Here is a 14036-nt window from a genome sequence, read left to right on the forward strand (position 1 = left end):
AGGCGGTTTTGTCCTCGGAATTTCGCCGGATCGACGAATTTTCTGTGGTTAAGCAGCCGCGCGCCGAATGCCCGCTTCGCCCCATAAAAAATAAGGGGGCAATGCGGATCAATGCCCAGCGACCAAACCGTCCAGGCCACGAACAACAGGCTCTAACGGAGTCCATCCCTTGGACTTGACCGCGTCAAAATTCTTTTCAGGATCGTACACCTCGATATTGGGGACGAACGCCTTCGCCGTCAGCCCACCCATGACGGACAGAAGTTGGCTGCCTGCGACATATTCGTTACGCTGCGCTTCAATAAGCTGCAATTGCGCCGACTTAAGTTCCTGCTGAGCGTTGAGCACTTCGATATTGGTGCGCAATCCAACCTGCTGTTCGACTTTTACGCCATCGGCCGCCACCTGTGCCGCCCGAACCTGCTCCTGGTTAGAGACCACCGCCGACCGCGCCGCCAGCATCTGCGACCAAGCCTGCGCGACCGAAGAGGTCACCTGGCGGCGAGATTGCTCGACCACAGCCAGTTGAGCGTTGTAATCCTCTATGGATTGTCTTACGCGCGAGCTGTTCAATCCTGCCGTAAACAACGGAATCGATACGCGTACAGTTGCCGACGTCGCGTCATTATCAGCTATTTTTCCGATCCCGATCCCCTGCTCTTGCCCGCCGGAGGAGGCCTGAAGCGCGACGGTCGGTCCAAACACCGATCGCTCCGCGCGCACACGCGATTTTGCGGCATCGGCAGCATATTGCGCGGCCTGCAAATCCGGGTTGTTCTTTTGGGCGGCGTCGAGGGCGGCATTGAAATCAGACGGCAGCCCCGGCAGCGCTGTTTCGGGGTCGAGGGCAACGGGCGCCTGGCCAACAATGGCGACATAGCTGGCGCGATCCGTATCCAGTTGCGCCTGCGCTGTCGCGAGAGCGGCAGCAGACGCCGACAAACGCGCCTGAGATTGCGCCACGTCGGTTCGCGTCAACTGCCCGGCATCGAACTGCGCCTGGGTTTGATCCAGCTGCTGTTTGAGAATGTCGTAATTGTCCTGCGAAATCTGGAGTGCCTGCTGATCACGACGCACGGCGGTGTATACGCTGATAACGTCAAGCAATACCGAAGACTCGGTGGAGCGCAAACTCTGTTGGCCTGACAAAACCCCCGATTTGGCGGCATCGATCTGCGAAGATATGCCGCCCGAAGCAAAGATAGTCTGGCTGGCCGAGAGCCCCGCCGCCGTCGTTGAGCGCGAACCAGCAAGGTTCGGCAAGTCATTATAGGTCGATGACAGACTGGCGCTCAGATTTGGGCCAAGCTGCGAACGCGCCTGAACATAGGTCTCGTCGTTTGACCGTTGCGCCGCCCGTCCACGCACCAGTGTTGGATTTTGCGCGTAAGCCATGGCTATGGCATCATTCAGGCTTTCAGCATGTACCGCACCCGCGGACAGACCAAGTGGAACCAGGCCAAGTGAAACGCAGAGCGCCAAAGCTGAAGCTGCGGCAGCGCCAAGCCTGGCGAACTTAGATATAGTCATGGACGACTTCCCCAATAAAAACGGCCCGATAACGCGACAGACTGCCTAGCAATCTACCCAAGCGCCACAGCGCGTGCGACGCCCGGGACACTTCGCGATATAATACACTACACTCCTACTGCCAGAAGTTGATAGGATTAGCGAGTTAAGGATTTTTCACCTTTGTAATTTTCTCGTCACATCCGCCATCATGTGTCAGCAGGTAAGATTTTATCGCCTTATCGAAAACGTCGCGGAAGCTTTTTAGAATTCGAAAGAAGGCGCACGCTCAAAGCCTGGTACAGTCGACGGCGAGGAATCAAACACATCGCGTTCCGAAAAGCCTTGCGCCAGGCGCAGGTACAATCGCGCGCGACCGACCGGACCATCCTTCAGCACCACAGCCAGGCGCCCGCCGACCTTGAGCGCCTTTAGCCAGCTTGCCGGCATTTCGGCCACCGCCCCTTCAACGATCACAATATCATAGTCAGAACCGGCCGGTGTCTTCAGGTCTGCCGTTACGCACGTAACCCCGAGTTCCTTGAGATAGGGTTCAATCACGGCCATGGCGCGCGGATCGGCTTCCTGGGCTGTGACGGTAAGGCCCGCGTGCTTGAGGACGGCTGCGGCATATGGCGCGGCAATGGCCAGGACGGTTTCGCCTGACCTCGGCTCCGCTGTCTGCAGCAGCTTGGAGATATCGCGCGGCTTCATTAGGACACGTCCCGGCGCGATCGCTGGTTCGACCTCGCCATAAGCGCCGAAGCTCTGAGACGGGGCGCACAGTCGCTCACGCTGAACATGCCGCATGGCCAGTTGCAGCCCCATATCGGTGACATCATTCACGCGAACCTGGGATTCGACCATATTCTGACGGGCGGCGTGAAAATCCATGATAGCGATCCCTTTGGCGGCAAACTGACTCAAACTGTTGCACCGCTTATAAGCACAACGTCAGTTGGCTTCAATCGCGATTTCATTGCGAAAAGCCGCCAACACCCCATAGTTATACAAATTTATTACGAAATTTCGTCTAAAGGGAATTGCGGGCCGTGATGCGATCTGATAGCTCACCGCTACGCTCCTGTGAGGCCTGATGGCGGAGCGGTTACGCACCGGATTGCAAATCCGTGAAGCCCGGTTCGACTCCGGGTCAGGCCTCCACACTTCTCCAATGGTAATTTTCATATATCCCGCCGCTGTGTGATGCGAAATGCACCGCAAGACCGGATGATTATATATATAAAAAGCGCCAGCATATGGGACACATGCCGACGCCGGTTCGACGGTAATACTGGGTGTTAGGCAGCGCGCATGGTCGCCAGAAAGCGGGAAATTTCCATTTTGAGCTGGTCTGACGCCCGGCTCACCGACTTGGCCTCCTCAAATACCACACTGGCAACCTGACCTGTTTCATTGGCCACGTCACGAACCGCATCAATATCGATGCCGACGCCAGCAGAGCCTTCCGCAAGCGATTCGACTGTCGAAGCAATCTGGCTCGTTGCCATTTGCTGGGCGGCCACCGAGCGCGCGATATCATCGGCACCTGACCTCAGCTCGGTAATGGTGGACACGATCCCGGCTATGGCGTCAGTTGCTTCGACGGCAGCAGATTGGATCTGCTGAACCTTGAGCGTAATGTCTCGCGTGGCCTTTTCCGTCTGTTGAGACAGCGTCTTGACTTCAGAAGCGACGACCGCGAACCCCGCACCGTGTTCGCCAGCCCGGGCAGCTTCGATAGTGGCGTTAAGCGCTAAAAGATTGGTTTGCTGGGCGATACCGGTGATCATGTCCACAACCGCACTGATCTCGTCGGCGCTGCGGCTGAGTCGGCCCATCATGGCCGATGTCGATTCGGCCTCAGACGAAGCCCGAGCCGACACCTCGGTGGACAACTGGGTCGAGCCCGCGATCTCATTAGCGGTCTGCGACAATTCCTGCACCGTCATGGCCACTTTCTGCGCGCTCTCCGACGTAGACACGGCCACCGAAGCCACCTTGCCTGCACTTTCAGACGCAGCAAAGGCGGACTGGCTCATCTGATCTGAAGACGTGATCATGGCCTTTGACGATTGAGTCAGGCTTTCGAGCAAAATTCCGACCTGCGATTCCAGCTTGGCTCCCAATTCGTTCAGCGCTGATCGGCGCTCCGCCGCCAACTGCTCGGCATGGTGCGAGGCGTCCTCTTCAAGGCCGCTCAGCTTCTGCCCATTGGCGCGCAGTATTTCCAGCGCGGATGCCAATCGGCCAATTTCGTCGGATCGTCCCTGCCCTTCGGCGGCCATACTGTAGTCGCGACGGGCCAGGCGATCCGTATAATGGCTAAGGCGGTCAAGCGCAGAAAAAACTTCACGGTCAAAATAGACCGCCGCCACGACACCCGCGCACCCGACCACAATAGACGTTACCCAAATCATGCCGGCGAACGCCTTTTCCAGCGCCTGAGCCCGTGTAAGAGCAGCGCTGACCGCACCTGCCTGTGCTTGCGTCAATAGCGCCCCGACCTCGCCGGTGTGATGCAGAGCGAAGAGTGTAGCCGTCGCCAGGCCGACAAAAAAGAGCGCCAAAAGCGCGCGGATACGGACCTTGATCGGGGGCAGACGCACAGGTGATTCCTCATCTATAGATTACCGCGCGACCTTCCAATGTTTCTGGTTAAATTGTCATGAAGAAATAATACGGAAACCGTTTCGCCTATCAGGCGTATTTACCATTCATTAACCAGAATTCAGACATAACAGTGTTGTCTTTGCTTATTAAAGACACCCACCATCACCAAACTTCCAAAGCCCGAAAGCGATTTTCGGGCTTTTTTTCGTTCGTGCTGAGGGCTTTGGCACAAAAAAACAGATAGCTGTGCAAAACTTCTGCCTTTAGGCTTGCAAAGCGCCGCCATCCGTTGCTATAGGGGCCGCCTTGCCAAGCTTGTCGTTCCCCGATAGCTCAGTTGGTAGAGCATTCGACTGTTAATCGAATTGTCACAGGTTCGAGCCCTGTTCGGGGAGCCAGCTTGGCAAGTATCCACTTTCTACTGAGGTGGAAGAAAATCCCTTAAAATTTGGCTCTTGAGTGGCTCGACATCTCGCCATGATTTTGCATGTCGCGTCGCATCCCACGTGGGTAATAGGTAGTATGCCGCTTTGAAAGTGGTCATGACAAAGTCACCACGTAGCGCATGGGACCGCCTTTGGGGAAAGCTTGGCGATGAACTCGGTAAGGCTTAAGCGCCAAAAATGTGAAGAGCGGCATACTGTAACAGCATAATCGTCTTGCCGTCCCGAATTTCCCCAGAGACGATCATCGACATGGCCACATCAATGCCAAGCTCAAGCACTTCAATATCTTCGCCTTCATCTGCCTTACCGCCGCCATCGGACACACGATCGGAAGGCGCATATCGGCCCACAAAGAAGTAGAGCTTCTCCGTGACTGACCCCGGACTCATGTAAGCTTCGAAAATCGGCACCACGTCATGGATTCTGTAGCCGGTTTCCTCCTCCGCTTCGGCGCGAATACGTTCAGCGGGGCTGACTTGATCCAGTAATCCGGCCGGGGCCTCAATAAGGAGATCGTCTGCGCCATTGACGAATGCCGGAAAGCGGAATTGCCGGACTAAAATCACGGTGCGTCGCGCAGCGTCGTACATCAATATGACGGCTCCGTTTCCGCGATCATAGGTTTCCCGCGCCTGCCGCTGCCAACTGCCGTCTCGCCTTTGAAACAGGAAGGTTGTCTTCCTCAGAACATACCAGTCCTCCGACAGCGTCTGGACAGACTCAATTTTTACCCGATCGGATAAATGCATAAACACCTCGCTTTCCCTCCATAAACGTGCAATATCATGCAGAGTCAATGATTATCGTGAAGGCTCGCCATGTTAACCAAGGAGCGCAAACTCCACATAATGTCCGTACTCGCCCGCGACGGTCGCTTGGTAGCCAAGACGCTCAGTCAGGAGTTGGGGCTATCCGAGGACACGATACGTCGGGATCTCCGGGAATTAGCTGCGACGGGACAGCTTCAGCGCGTGCATGGAGGCGCATTGCCGTCTTCGCCGGCGGTAGCCGACTTTTCCGTGCGTCAGAACCTCGCAGCATCGGCTAAATCCCATATCGGCCAAACCGCGGCCAAGCTTGTACAGGCTGGACAAGTCGTTTTTCTGGACGGAGGGACGACCGCGATTCAGGTCGCTCGCCATTTACCCGGTGATTTGACGGCGACCGTGGTTACTCATAGTCCGAGCATTGCCGTTGAACTGGTCGACCACCCCGGCATTTCAGTGGAAGTTATCGGCGGTCGGCTATTCAAACATTCTGTTGTATCGGTGGGGGCGGCAGCCATCGAGGCCGTGACGAGAGTCAGGCCCGACATTTTCTTTATGGGCGTAACGGGCGTTCATACCGACGCGGGCTTAACCACGGGGGACGCTGAAGAAGCAGCGGTAAAGCGTGCAATAAGTCGGCAATCCGGTGAAACGATTGTTCTGGCTTCGGGCGAGAAAATTGGGGCCGTTTCGCCTTTCCTGGTAATCCCCCTCGCCGAAGCCGATGTGCTCATCGTAGATGGAGCCTTACCAGCAAGCCTTGCAGATTCTTGCAACCGTTCGGGCGTATCGCTCATTTTGGCCCGTGATGCATAATTAGAGCAAAGAGGTTCCCCTTCACGACCGGTTAAGGAAGCAGGAAATGCGCTTGACTCTAAATCTATATAGGTAGATTTATTGAGCATGAAACGAAATCGCGCCCTATCGACCCAAGCCCATGCCGTGCTTGCCGCCCTCCTTGCGGCGGGCAACGACTGGTGTCACGGCTATGAATTGGCCAAACAGGCCAATATCAAATCCGGCACACTGTACCCGCTCCTTATCCGCCTCGAATCCCAGGGCTATCTGGAAGCCGTCTGGCAAGAGGCGGCCGAAACCGGCCGCCCACCAAGGCACGCCTATCGCCTCACTGCCACAGGCAGGCAACTTGCCCGCGACGGCTTGGGTGAAACCGGCGCGGTATCCATTAAAAGTGGCGGGGGTGCAATCGCATGACACTTGGGATCAGACGCCGAATCGCGCGTACGGTGTGCCTTATGCTGGAACGCCTGCTTCCAGATGCGCAAAAGCCTTGGGCCGGCGCGATTGAAGCCGAAACGGGATTGATCGAGGATGATGGCGAGGCATTGGCTTTCGCTCTCGAAAGCCTGGCAGGCCTGCTGCCTTGGGTGCTGTCTCATTTTCTGATGGCTCCCTTCCTTGCCTCAACGTCACACGGCGCGGCGATCCGACCACGCGCCGTCGGGTTCGGCTGCGCCACGGCGGCGACCTGGCTTGGTATCGTGTATATGGGCGTTTCCGGCGCGCCCATGCGATATCTGATCAGCAATCTGGCCGCCCTTCTGTTAGGCGGCCTCGCCCTGGCGGCCTTCGGCGTCACGGTATCCAAGACACCGCGTTGGCAGGGAATGCTCAATCTGGCAATGGGTTGCGGCCTTCTCTTGACTGCCTTGTTCGGATACAGGATGGACGGCGTTGCGCGATGGATCGACCTTGGCCATCTCCTACTCCAGCCCAGCTTCATTTTCCTGCCTGTGCTCATCGTGAGCTTTGCCCGAGCATCCGGCGGCCTGTCGCTTGCCGGCGTGGTGATCGCCGCCACGGCCCTGGCCCTCCAGCCCGACCGGGCAATGGCTTGCGTCCTCGCCGCAGGTCTGGCCGTACGTGTAGCTACCCACGCGGATCGCTATGCCGTATTGGCCTTTATCGCGAGTCTGGCAGCCTTCATTGCAACCCTTGTCCAGCCAGATACCCTCCCGGCTACCCCTTATGTAGAGAAGGTTCTTTTCGCGGCGTTCAACCTCCACCCCTTATCCGGTTTGGCAGTCCTCGGCGGCTTCGCGCTCTTGATTGTTCCCGCCGCCTTAGGTGGGAGGTACGATAAAGCCAATGGTGATATCTACCTGACATTCGGAGCCGTGTGGCTTACCGCGCTTATAGCGTCCGTCCTCGGCAACTACCCCACACCGGTTGTGGGCTACGGTGGCAGCGCCATCCTTGGCTATGTCCTGAGCCTCTGGCTTTTGCCAAAGGCGCCCTCGAGAAACACGGGCACGCAAGCCAAAACCCAGCGGCAACTACAAAACGCACCGCCCCCTGACAGACATCTCAACAGTAACGATAGCCGCATCGCAGTTGTCCGTGCCGCGCCATAGAATGGCAGACTGTGTCACCGCTTTAGCTCATTGATAGGGGCCGGTCCGGACTACCCGGCGCTCTACCTGTCAAACGGATTATATGATGCCTATGGCAATTTCGAAGGCACAGAACGACTGGCCCGCACCGCGACAGCTCACGGTATGCAGGTAGAGCGGCATCCCCTATACGGCGGGCATTGCGCGATCGATGTGCCGTCTTTGTCTGCTTTCCTCGCGAGCGACATCTAAGCGAATCCTGAGCAGGCAAACTGCCGCTTAGTCATCACACCTGAGCCAGACACGATAGGCTCATCATCTTTCATGACGATGAGAGCGCGTCATTCTTTACGACTCAGTTCGCGCGAGATTTCATCTCGCCACTCTTCAAAATCAGCAATCCCATACAGAAATTGACCATCAGGTTCCCGGGTATCAGCAAGTCCAATCGTAGCAAGCGCGTGACCACATCCGTCTGGAAGGGTCGCCTCCTTATCTTCATGAATAATCAAAGCCGCCCAGTCCGAAGCTTCCTTAGGCGACAAAGAACCATCAATTAATTTATCGAAAACAACCAAAATCTGATCGGAAAGGCTCGCCGCCTGCGTCATCAATATCGTCCTTGATAATATCCATCCCCATCAATCGACACATGATGGGGCGATTTTATGTTGGATAAAATACACGTTCAGAGGATACCAGTGAATACCTAGGCCCCGCAAAGCTTCAACTACCTACGCCCCAACTCGCGGGCGCACTTAGCCTGGATATTGGCGACGGGTTTCGGGCGAAGCCTGAAAGCGCCGTTGCTAACCATCGGAGTTCATCCTCGAATCCATGCGCCCCCTTAAATATACATCGGGTCAAACCGCCGCGGCCCACATATGCGCGGAAGCCATACCTCCTTTCGAAAGGCCGCGCGGCACAAGTGGATACGACTCAAAGCGCACGGGCGCTCGACGTGGCGGGCATTTTCGTCTACCCGTCCCTTTCCGACAGCAAGGGAACGTAAATGGCTCAGGCAGCAACAAGCGACGTAGTAACCCGGGTCGGTGCCATAGATATCTTACGGGCGCTGACCATGGTTTTAATGATCTTCGTCAATGACCTGGGATCGCTGACAGATATTCCAGCGTGGCTGGAACATGCGCAGCGCGACGTCGATGGCATGGGATTGGCTGATATTGTCTTCCCGGCCTTCCTTTTCATTGTCGGCATGTCGCTGCCCTTCGCCACGGAAAATCGACGGACCAGGGGCGATAGTGACGCCAAACTGATCTGGCACATTCTGCTGCGCACGTTCGCCTTGCTGGTAATGGGCGTATTCCTGGTCAATGGCGAAACCATCGATCCGGCTGCCACCGGTATAACGCAAACCATATGGAATCTTTTGGTCTCACTATGTGCCATTCTTATCTGGAACCTCTACCCGAAATCCATGTCGGCCTGGACACAATGGCTGCTCAAAGGATTTGGTATTATCGGTCTGATTATAATGGCGGGCGTCTATCGTGGCGATGACGGCGCAATGTTCTCCCCCCAGTGGTGGGGCATATTGGGTCTGATCGGATGGTCTTATCTCATAGCTGCACTCGTGACCGTTAGTGCCCATGGCCGGCTGTGGGTATTGACAGGGGCCTGGCTCGTTTTGGCTGGCATAAGCTTCGCATGGGCATCCAATTTGGTGCCCACGCCTTTGCGCGCCCTGCCAGAGCCCCTTATCGACGGAACCATGCCGGCGCTGACTATGGGCGGCGTGATCATCGGCAAATTGTTTCAGACCTATCAAGCCAGTCGGAACAGCCGGCGCATGACGGTCGTTTTTCTGATACTGGCCGCTGTCCTTATCGGCTTGGGACTCTGCACCCGTCAGTTCTGGGGAATCTCGAAGCTTCGCGCCACACCCGCCTGGTTGTTCCTGTGCAGTGCCATTACCATCATTGCCTTCACGGCCCTGTATTGGCTGACAGATAGAGCCGGAAAAGCCAAATGGTTCGCCTTCATCAAGCCCGCCGGTACGGATACACTGTTGTGCTATCTGACACCCGCTATTCTGGCCGCAGCTATTGTGGGGCTGCCCCACCTGCCTGATGCCTTGATGAGCGGCGGCATCGGACTGTTAAAGTCCCTGATGGTGGCTCTTGTCTGCGTGGGATTGACAGCAATCCTAACGCGTATTGGCGTTCGACTGAAGCTTTGATAACCGCACGCTGGGCCGCAAGATATTAACAAGACGTAAGGGCATCGTAAGCGATTCTACATTTCCCGTTTTTACAATCGGTGACTCTGGCACCTATATTTTCCTTACCCACAAAAAACGAGACTGGCTCTGTAGGTTGTTCACAGCGAGTTTTCCCATGTTAAGCGCCACACTTCTTGACACTGCCAAGCCGTCTGCGCCACGCCATAGCGGCCGCGAGCACGTCATTTTCGAAACCATTGTGGCGCTGCTGGCGCTCATTCTTATTATCACCGGCTTCAGTCTTTATGTCAGCCAGTCTTTTACCCACGAAACCCATGTTGGCGGCGCGCAGATCGTAGGTCACACGCAAGAACCGGCCTATTCTCTGGCGGAGATGTGACCATGCCAGCGCGTTACGCCCCAGGACTGTTTGTGCCGACGCCATATATTTTGGCAGCCTTCTTCGCGCTGGTAATTATGGCACTTGTCGGCGCAAGGGCATTTTCCCAAGAACAGGCCGTTCATGCCGCGCAGGCCGCAGCGGCTGATGTCTATGTTCCCGATGACGAAAACGGACCGGTGACAGACGCGGTTCCCGAAAAATCCTAACGCGCATAGCCGGTGGGGATGGCCTGTCCATCCTTCAGCGTTTCCATCGAAATATACGCAGAGACGTCGAACAGCTCTATCCGGCTAACCAGGCGCTTATAAATGGCGTCATAGTGCGCGATATCCGTAACCACCATCTTGATAATATAGTCGAGATTGCCGGCAAGGCGATGGACCTCAACGATTTCCGGAATGTCCATGACACTGGTTCTAAACCGGTCAAGCCAGTCAGCGGTATGATGAGCTGTCTTGATCATGACGTAAACAGTAGAGCCTACGTTCATGCGATTGCGGTCAAGAACGGCGACATGGCGCAGGATATAGCCGTCTTCTTTCAGCCGTGCGATCCGGCGCGAACACGCAGAGGCGGACAGGTGGACGCGATCCGCCAAATCAGTCAAACCGATCTCGGCGTCTTGCTGTAACACATCCAGAATCTTGTGGTCACGATCATCCAGCATGGCGCCAGATTGCACTATTCAGCATTATTACGCAATTAATTTGCGCACAAATGCCATAATTATAGGAAATACGCGCGCCATTTACCCGCACCACGCCGTATGATGGCGTACGAGTCGGGAGAGTGATATGCGCAAGATTGGTTTGCTGGGCGGGATGAGCTGGGAAAGCACCGCAACCTACTACAAGCTTATAAACGAAGGCATTCGCCAATCGCTTGGCGGGCTCTCGTCCGCCGATATTCTCATGCGCTCCCTGGACTTTCAAACCGTCGTCGCCCTGCAAAAAGCTGATCGCTGGGCGGATGCCGCGCGCCTGCTCGGTGACGCTGCTCAAGGGCTGGAAGCCGCCGGTGCGGACTGTATATTGATCTGCACCAATACCATGCACCTGGTTGCCGATCAGGTCGCGGCAAGCTGCGACGTACCGCTTATCCATATTATCGGTGAAACCGCAAAGACGATTAACGGCGGCGGGTATCGTCGTCCGCTCCTGCTTGCCACCCGCTACACCATGGAAAACGGCTTCTACGCCGACCATATGCGGCGTTACGGACTCGACGTCGTCGTTCCAGGCGCAGACGACCGGATGATCTGTCACAATGCCATTTTCGATGAACTATGCCAGGGCGTCGTCAGCGATGCGGCACGCCAGGCTCTGATCGACATGACAGCGCGCGGCCGGGATCAAGGTGCGGATTGCGTCATCCTTGGGTGCACGGAACTGGGACTGAGTGTCGATGCGAGTTGCCTGCCCCTGCCCTGTTTCGACTCGACCCATATCCATGCCCGCGCCGCGGTCGATTTCGCCCTGGCGGCGCCAAACCAGGCAGCCGTGCTTCATTTCGTCACGGATGGCGCCTATATCTAGCCTCAATACTTGTGCTATAAATCGGGCACACGATTGAGGTTTCCCATGCTGCGTTATGAGTCCATTGCCGCCACGCCGGCTTCCGATTACCCCTTCCGTAACCTGATCGGCGCGGACATTCTGCCGCCGGAACAGGAAGCCGCCATCGCCCGGGACTTCCCGCAGATCGATAAGACCGGTTTCATGCGTCCGGAAGATTTTCCGATGGGGCCCGCTTTCAAGGCCTTGCTGGCGGAAGTACGGGGCGAGGCCTTCGCTAAAGCCATTGGTGAAAAGCTGGGCATCAACCTGCTCGGCAAACCAACATGGGTCACCGTGCGCAAATGGTCCGCGCTGAAGGATGGCCGCCCCCATACGGATGGCGCGGACAAACTGGCGTCTGCTCTGATCTACCTCAATTCTGACGGAACTTCGGGCGGCAATCTTCGCTTTTTGGAAGGCCCTGATCAGGACGGCCCTGGCACTCAGGAGGTGAATCCGGGCTATGGTCACTTCATCGCCTTTCCGCGTTTGGACAATAGCTGGCATGGCCACACGCCATTCGAAGGTGAGCGCCGCGTTGTGCAGATCGCCTGGCTGGTCAGCGAGGACGCCGTCGCCCGCAAGGCCAAGCGGCACGGGGTCACCGAATTCCTCAAGAAGCTGTTCTCGAAGACCCGGCAAAATGAAATGATGTAGGCCTGGTGGGTCTCAGAAGACCAGGGTGGTTTGAATGCCGCCGCCCGGCAACATCCAGTCAACACGCCACCCTTTAGGAATGGCGGTAATCCGGTCACCTTCACCGGTGGCGCTTGTGACCGAAATTGTCCGCGTCCAGCTTGTGTCGCCAACCTGAACCGAGACGTCTGCCACGACTGCGCCCTGTGTCGGACTGGGGATTTGCATGATGGCGCTGAAATAGCCGGTATCGTCGCTCATCTGACGCACACGGACGCCGTCAACGACCAGGTTGACCGCGGTTTTGGGCGTCACGCGTCCGGCCAGGGCGAAAGCGCCGGCCGAATCATAGTCAGCGACAAGCAGTTGTGATGCGTGCGGAACAACCGGAAAGCTGGGCGCGCCGGGGCGCATCAGTATGGCCTTTTGCGGCATACCCGGCGGTATGAACAATCGGCCATCCGCGTGCATCAGGCGACCGAGGTCTCCGGCGGACAGATCATAGATACCGCCCTGAGTGCCGATCGGCAATTCTGCTCGAAACCGTCCCTTGGAATCCGCGGTGACGCCGATGGCCCGCTGATCGCCGTAGGCAAAGCGGACACGGGCATTGGGAATCGTATCGCCGGTCACCACAACCATGTCCGAGCCGGCCTGCTCTATCCCGGTAATGACAGGTGCGCGGGCATATCCAGCGGCCCGCATGGCGGCGTCCGGATCCGTAACGGTCGGCTTGTCCTGGCACCCGGTCAGCGCGAGGACGAGCGCCAGACCCGTGACGGTTTTCAGCCAAAAAGGGGTGATTATCTTTTTCACGGCCCAAGCAATATCCGCTTTTCATCAATACGAATAGAGGCTTAGATAGATGGTAACAAGGTTTATGTATTATGCCGTGAGTCGCCGGGCGTCGCGATCCGGCTTTGAGGTTTGATAGTCTATGCCACATTCCAAAAGCGAAGTACGCTCCGTCTGCGTCTACTGCGGCTCGTCCTTCGGCGATAATGCAGCCTACAAACAGGCGGCTCACGACCTAGGCCAGGTATTGGCCGGTGCAGATATTCGTCTGGTTTACGGCGGCGGCGGGGTTGGCCTTATGGGCGAAACCGCCCGCGCGGTCCACGAAGCCAATGGCAGCGTCCTCGGGATCATGCCGCAATTCCTGCGGTCACGCGAAATCCTGTTCGACGATGTCGAAACTCGCGTGGTCAGCAACATGCATGAACGCAAGATGATGATGTTTGAAGAATCGGATGCCTTCGTGGTCATGCCGGGCGGTGTCGGCACATTGGAGGAAGTGGTGGAACTGCTATCGTGGCGGCGACTGGACCTCCACAAAAAGCCGATCATCTTCTTGAACATAAACGGGTTCTGGGACCCCTTCTTCGTGTTGATACGACACATGCTGAAGGCGCAGTTCACCCCTGAGAACTTCATGCAGACCTATGTCAGCGTCAATTCGGTTGAAGAGGTTCTGCCGGCTATCGCCCGCGTGGCCGCCAACGATATTCAAATAGACACTCGCAGTGTCGTTTGACGCCAGACAGACGGCCAGACACGCGCCTTGCTGTCA

Annotated in this window: 16 protein-coding genes and 2 tRNA genes; 11 read left to right on the forward strand and 7 right to left on the reverse strand. The window is 56.7% G+C overall.

Features of this window, described 5'->3' with window-relative positions; genetic code table 11:
* Window positions 1-108 precede the first annotated feature (108 nt).
* Entirely contained in the window at window positions 109-1530 is a 1422-nt protein-coding gene (locus AEAC466_RS31640; RefSeq protein WP_023457820.1) for a TolC family outer membrane protein, read from the reverse strand.
* Window positions 1531-1773: 243 nt separating this feature from the next.
* Window positions 1774-2403 (reverse strand): protein-L-isoaspartate O-methyltransferase family protein, encoded by a 630-nt coding sequence (locus AEAC466_RS31645; protein WP_023457821.1) that lies wholly within the window; start codon window positions 2401-2403, stop codon window positions 1774-1776.
* Between the two features lie 196 nt (window positions 2404-2599).
* Here AEAC466_RS31645 and AEAC466_RS31650 point away from each other — a divergent pair.
* Window positions 2600-2673 (forward strand) — tRNA-Cys (locus tag AEAC466_RS31650).
* Window positions 2674-2810: 137 nt separating this feature from the next.
* Here AEAC466_RS31650 and AEAC466_RS31655 read toward each other — a convergent pair.
* Entirely contained in the window at window positions 2811-4118 is a 1308-nt protein-coding gene (locus AEAC466_RS31655; RefSeq protein WP_023457822.1) for a methyl-accepting chemotaxis protein, read from the reverse strand.
* A 326-nt stretch (window positions 4119-4444) separates the two neighbouring features.
* On the opposite strand from AEAC466_RS31655, the gene AEAC466_RS31660 reads away from it, so the two are divergent.
* Window positions 4445-4520 (forward strand) — tRNA-Asn (locus AEAC466_RS31660).
* Between the two features lie 212 nt (window positions 4521-4732).
* Here the strand turns inward: AEAC466_RS31660 and AEAC466_RS31665 are convergent.
* Window positions 4733-5317 carry an NUDIX domain-containing protein gene (locus AEAC466_RS31665; RefSeq protein ID WP_023457823.1) on the reverse strand — a complete coding sequence of 195 codons (585 nt, stop codon included), beginning with the start codon at window positions 5315-5317 and terminating at the stop codon, window positions 4733-4735.
* A 69-nt stretch (window positions 5318-5386) separates the two neighbouring features.
* Between AEAC466_RS31665 and AEAC466_RS31670 the strand changes: the two genes are divergently transcribed.
* The 3 genes from AEAC466_RS31670 to AEAC466_RS0122310 all read left to right on the forward strand — a co-directional run bounded on the left by AEAC466_RS31670 (window position 5387) and on the right by AEAC466_RS0122310 (window position 7710).
* Window positions 5387-6151: a DeoR/GlpR family DNA-binding transcription regulator gene (locus AEAC466_RS31670; protein ID WP_023457824.1), complete on the forward strand. Its 765-nt coding sequence runs from the start codon at window positions 5387-5389 to the stop codon at window positions 6149-6151.
* Window positions 6152-6238: 87 nt separating this feature from the next.
* Complete coding sequence (locus tag AEAC466_RS31675; protein WP_031238547.1) at window positions 6239-6550, forward strand: PadR family transcriptional regulator; 312 nt, start codon at window positions 6239-6241, stop codon at window positions 6548-6550.
* A gap of 41 nt (window positions 6551-6591) precedes the next feature.
* A complete protein-coding gene (locus AEAC466_RS0122310; RefSeq protein WP_023457826.1) occupies window positions 6592-7710 on the forward strand; it encodes a hypothetical protein in 1119 nt (372 codons plus the stop codon).
* A gap of 320 nt (window positions 7711-8030) precedes the next feature.
* Here the strand turns inward: AEAC466_RS0122310 and AEAC466_RS31680 are convergent, their stop codons facing one another.
* Window positions 8031-8300 (reverse strand): hypothetical protein, encoded by a 270-nt coding sequence (locus tag AEAC466_RS31680; RefSeq protein ID WP_023457827.1) that lies wholly within the window; start codon window positions 8298-8300, stop codon window positions 8031-8033.
* 401 nt (window positions 8301-8701) lie between these two features.
* Here AEAC466_RS31680 and AEAC466_RS31685 point away from each other — a divergent pair, with 401 nt between their 5' ends.
* The 3 genes from AEAC466_RS31685 to AEAC466_RS31695 all read left to right on the forward strand — a co-directional run bounded on the left by AEAC466_RS31685 (window position 8702) and on the right by AEAC466_RS31695 (window position 10480).
* On the forward strand, window positions 8702-9889 hold the full coding sequence (locus AEAC466_RS31685; RefSeq protein WP_031238550.1) for a DUF5009 domain-containing protein: 1188 nt from the start codon (window positions 8702-8704) through the stop codon (window positions 9887-9889).
* Window positions 9890-10046: 157 nt separating this feature from the next.
* Window positions 10047-10271 carry a hypothetical protein gene (locus tag AEAC466_RS31690; RefSeq protein WP_023457829.1) on the forward strand — a complete coding sequence of 75 codons (225 nt, stop codon included), beginning with the start codon at window positions 10047-10049 and terminating at the stop codon, window positions 10269-10271.
* A 2-nt stretch (window positions 10272-10273) separates the two neighbouring features.
* Complete coding sequence (locus AEAC466_RS31695; protein WP_031238552.1) at window positions 10274-10480, forward strand: hypothetical protein; 207 nt, start codon at window positions 10274-10276, stop codon at window positions 10478-10480.
* Here AEAC466_RS31695 and AEAC466_RS31700 read toward each other — a convergent pair.
* Window positions 10477-10941 (reverse strand): Lrp/AsnC family transcriptional regulator, encoded by a 465-nt coding sequence (locus tag AEAC466_RS31700; protein ID WP_023457831.1) that lies wholly within the window; start codon window positions 10939-10941, stop codon window positions 10477-10479. The genes AEAC466_RS31695 and AEAC466_RS31700 overlap by 4 nt on opposite strands.
* Window positions 10942-11068: 127 nt before the next feature.
* Between AEAC466_RS31700 and AEAC466_RS31705 the strand changes: the two genes are divergently transcribed.
* Together AEAC466_RS31705 and AEAC466_RS31710 are read left to right on the forward strand one after the other, a co-directional pair.
* A complete protein-coding gene (locus AEAC466_RS31705) occupies window positions 11069-11809 on the forward strand; it encodes an aspartate/glutamate racemase family protein (RefSeq protein WP_023457832.1) in 741 nt (246 codons plus the stop codon).
* A 45-nt stretch (window positions 11810-11854) separates the two neighbouring features.
* Window positions 11855-12487 (forward strand): 2OG-Fe(II) oxygenase, encoded by a 633-nt coding sequence (locus tag AEAC466_RS31710; RefSeq protein WP_023457833.1) that lies wholly within the window; start codon window positions 11855-11857, stop codon window positions 12485-12487.
* A gap of 12 nt (window positions 12488-12499) precedes the next feature.
* Here the strand turns inward: AEAC466_RS31710 and AEAC466_RS31715 are convergent, their stop codons facing one another.
* A complete protein-coding gene (locus AEAC466_RS31715; RefSeq protein WP_023457834.1) occupies window positions 12500-13282 on the reverse strand; it encodes a hypothetical protein in 783 nt (260 codons plus the stop codon).
* Between the two features lie 121 nt (window positions 13283-13403).
* Here AEAC466_RS31715 and AEAC466_RS31720 point away from each other — a divergent pair, with 121 nt between their 5' ends.
* The gene (locus AEAC466_RS31720; protein WP_023457835.1) at window positions 13404-14000 is read left to right on the forward strand and encodes an LOG family protein; all 597 of its coding nucleotides are present in this window, start codon (window positions 13404-13406) and stop codon (window positions 13998-14000) included.
* The last annotated feature ends 36 nt before the right edge of the window (window positions 14001-14036 follow it).

Source organism: Asticcacaulis sp. AC466, from assembly GCF_000495815.1.
Classification (GTDB): domain Bacteria; phylum Pseudomonadota; class Alphaproteobacteria; order Caulobacterales; family Caulobacteraceae; genus Asticcacaulis.

What these genes read in the sequence shown, in the direction of transcription:
- AEAC466_RS31640 (WP_023457820.1), bottom strand. Translation starts at nt 1,530, where the DNA reads ATGACTATATCTAAGTTCGCCAGGCTTGGCGCTGCCGCAGCTTCAGCT.
- AEAC466_RS31645 (WP_023457821.1), bottom strand. Translation starts at nt 2,403, where the DNA reads ATGGATTTTCACGCCGCCCGTCAGAATATGGTCGAATCCCAGGTTCGC.
- AEAC466_RS31665 (WP_023457823.1), bottom strand. Translation starts at nt 5,317, where the DNA reads ATGCATTTATCCGATCGGGTAAAAATTGAGTCTGTCCAGACGCTGTCG.
- AEAC466_RS31670 (WP_023457824.1), top strand. Translation starts at nt 5,387, where the DNA reads ATGTTAACCAAGGAGCGCAAACTCCACATAATGTCCGTACTCGCCCGC.
- AEAC466_RS31675 (WP_031238547.1), top strand. Translation starts at nt 6,239, where the DNA reads ATGAAACGAAATCGCGCCCTATCGACCCAAGCCCATGCCGTGCTTGCC.
- AEAC466_RS0122310 (WP_023457826.1), top strand. Translation starts at nt 6,592, where the DNA reads ATGCTGGAACGCCTGCTTCCAGATGCGCAAAAGCCTTGGGCCGGCGCG.
- AEAC466_RS31680 (WP_023457827.1), bottom strand. Translation starts at nt 8,300, where the DNA reads ATGACGCAGGCGGCGAGCCTTTCCGATCAGATTTTGGTTGTTTTCGAT.
- AEAC466_RS31685 (WP_031238550.1), top strand. Translation starts at nt 8,702, where the DNA reads ATGGCTCAGGCAGCAACAAGCGACGTAGTAACCCGGGTCGGTGCCATA.
- AEAC466_RS31690 (WP_023457829.1), top strand. Translation starts at nt 10,047, where the DNA reads ATGTTAAGCGCCACACTTCTTGACACTGCCAAGCCGTCTGCGCCACGC.
- AEAC466_RS31695 (WP_031238552.1), top strand. Translation starts at nt 10,274, where the DNA reads ATGCCAGCGCGTTACGCCCCAGGACTGTTTGTGCCGACGCCATATATT.
- AEAC466_RS31700 (WP_023457831.1), bottom strand. Translation starts at nt 10,941, where the DNA reads ATGCTGGATGATCGTGACCACAAGATTCTGGATGTGTTACAGCAAGAC.
- AEAC466_RS31705 (WP_023457832.1), top strand. Translation starts at nt 11,069, where the DNA reads ATGCGCAAGATTGGTTTGCTGGGCGGGATGAGCTGGGAAAGCACCGCA.
- AEAC466_RS31710 (WP_023457833.1), top strand. Translation starts at nt 11,855, where the DNA reads ATGCTGCGTTATGAGTCCATTGCCGCCACGCCGGCTTCCGATTACCCC.
- AEAC466_RS31720 (WP_023457835.1), top strand. Translation starts at nt 13,404, where the DNA reads ATGCCACATTCCAAAAGCGAAGTACGCTCCGTCTGCGTCTACTGCGGC.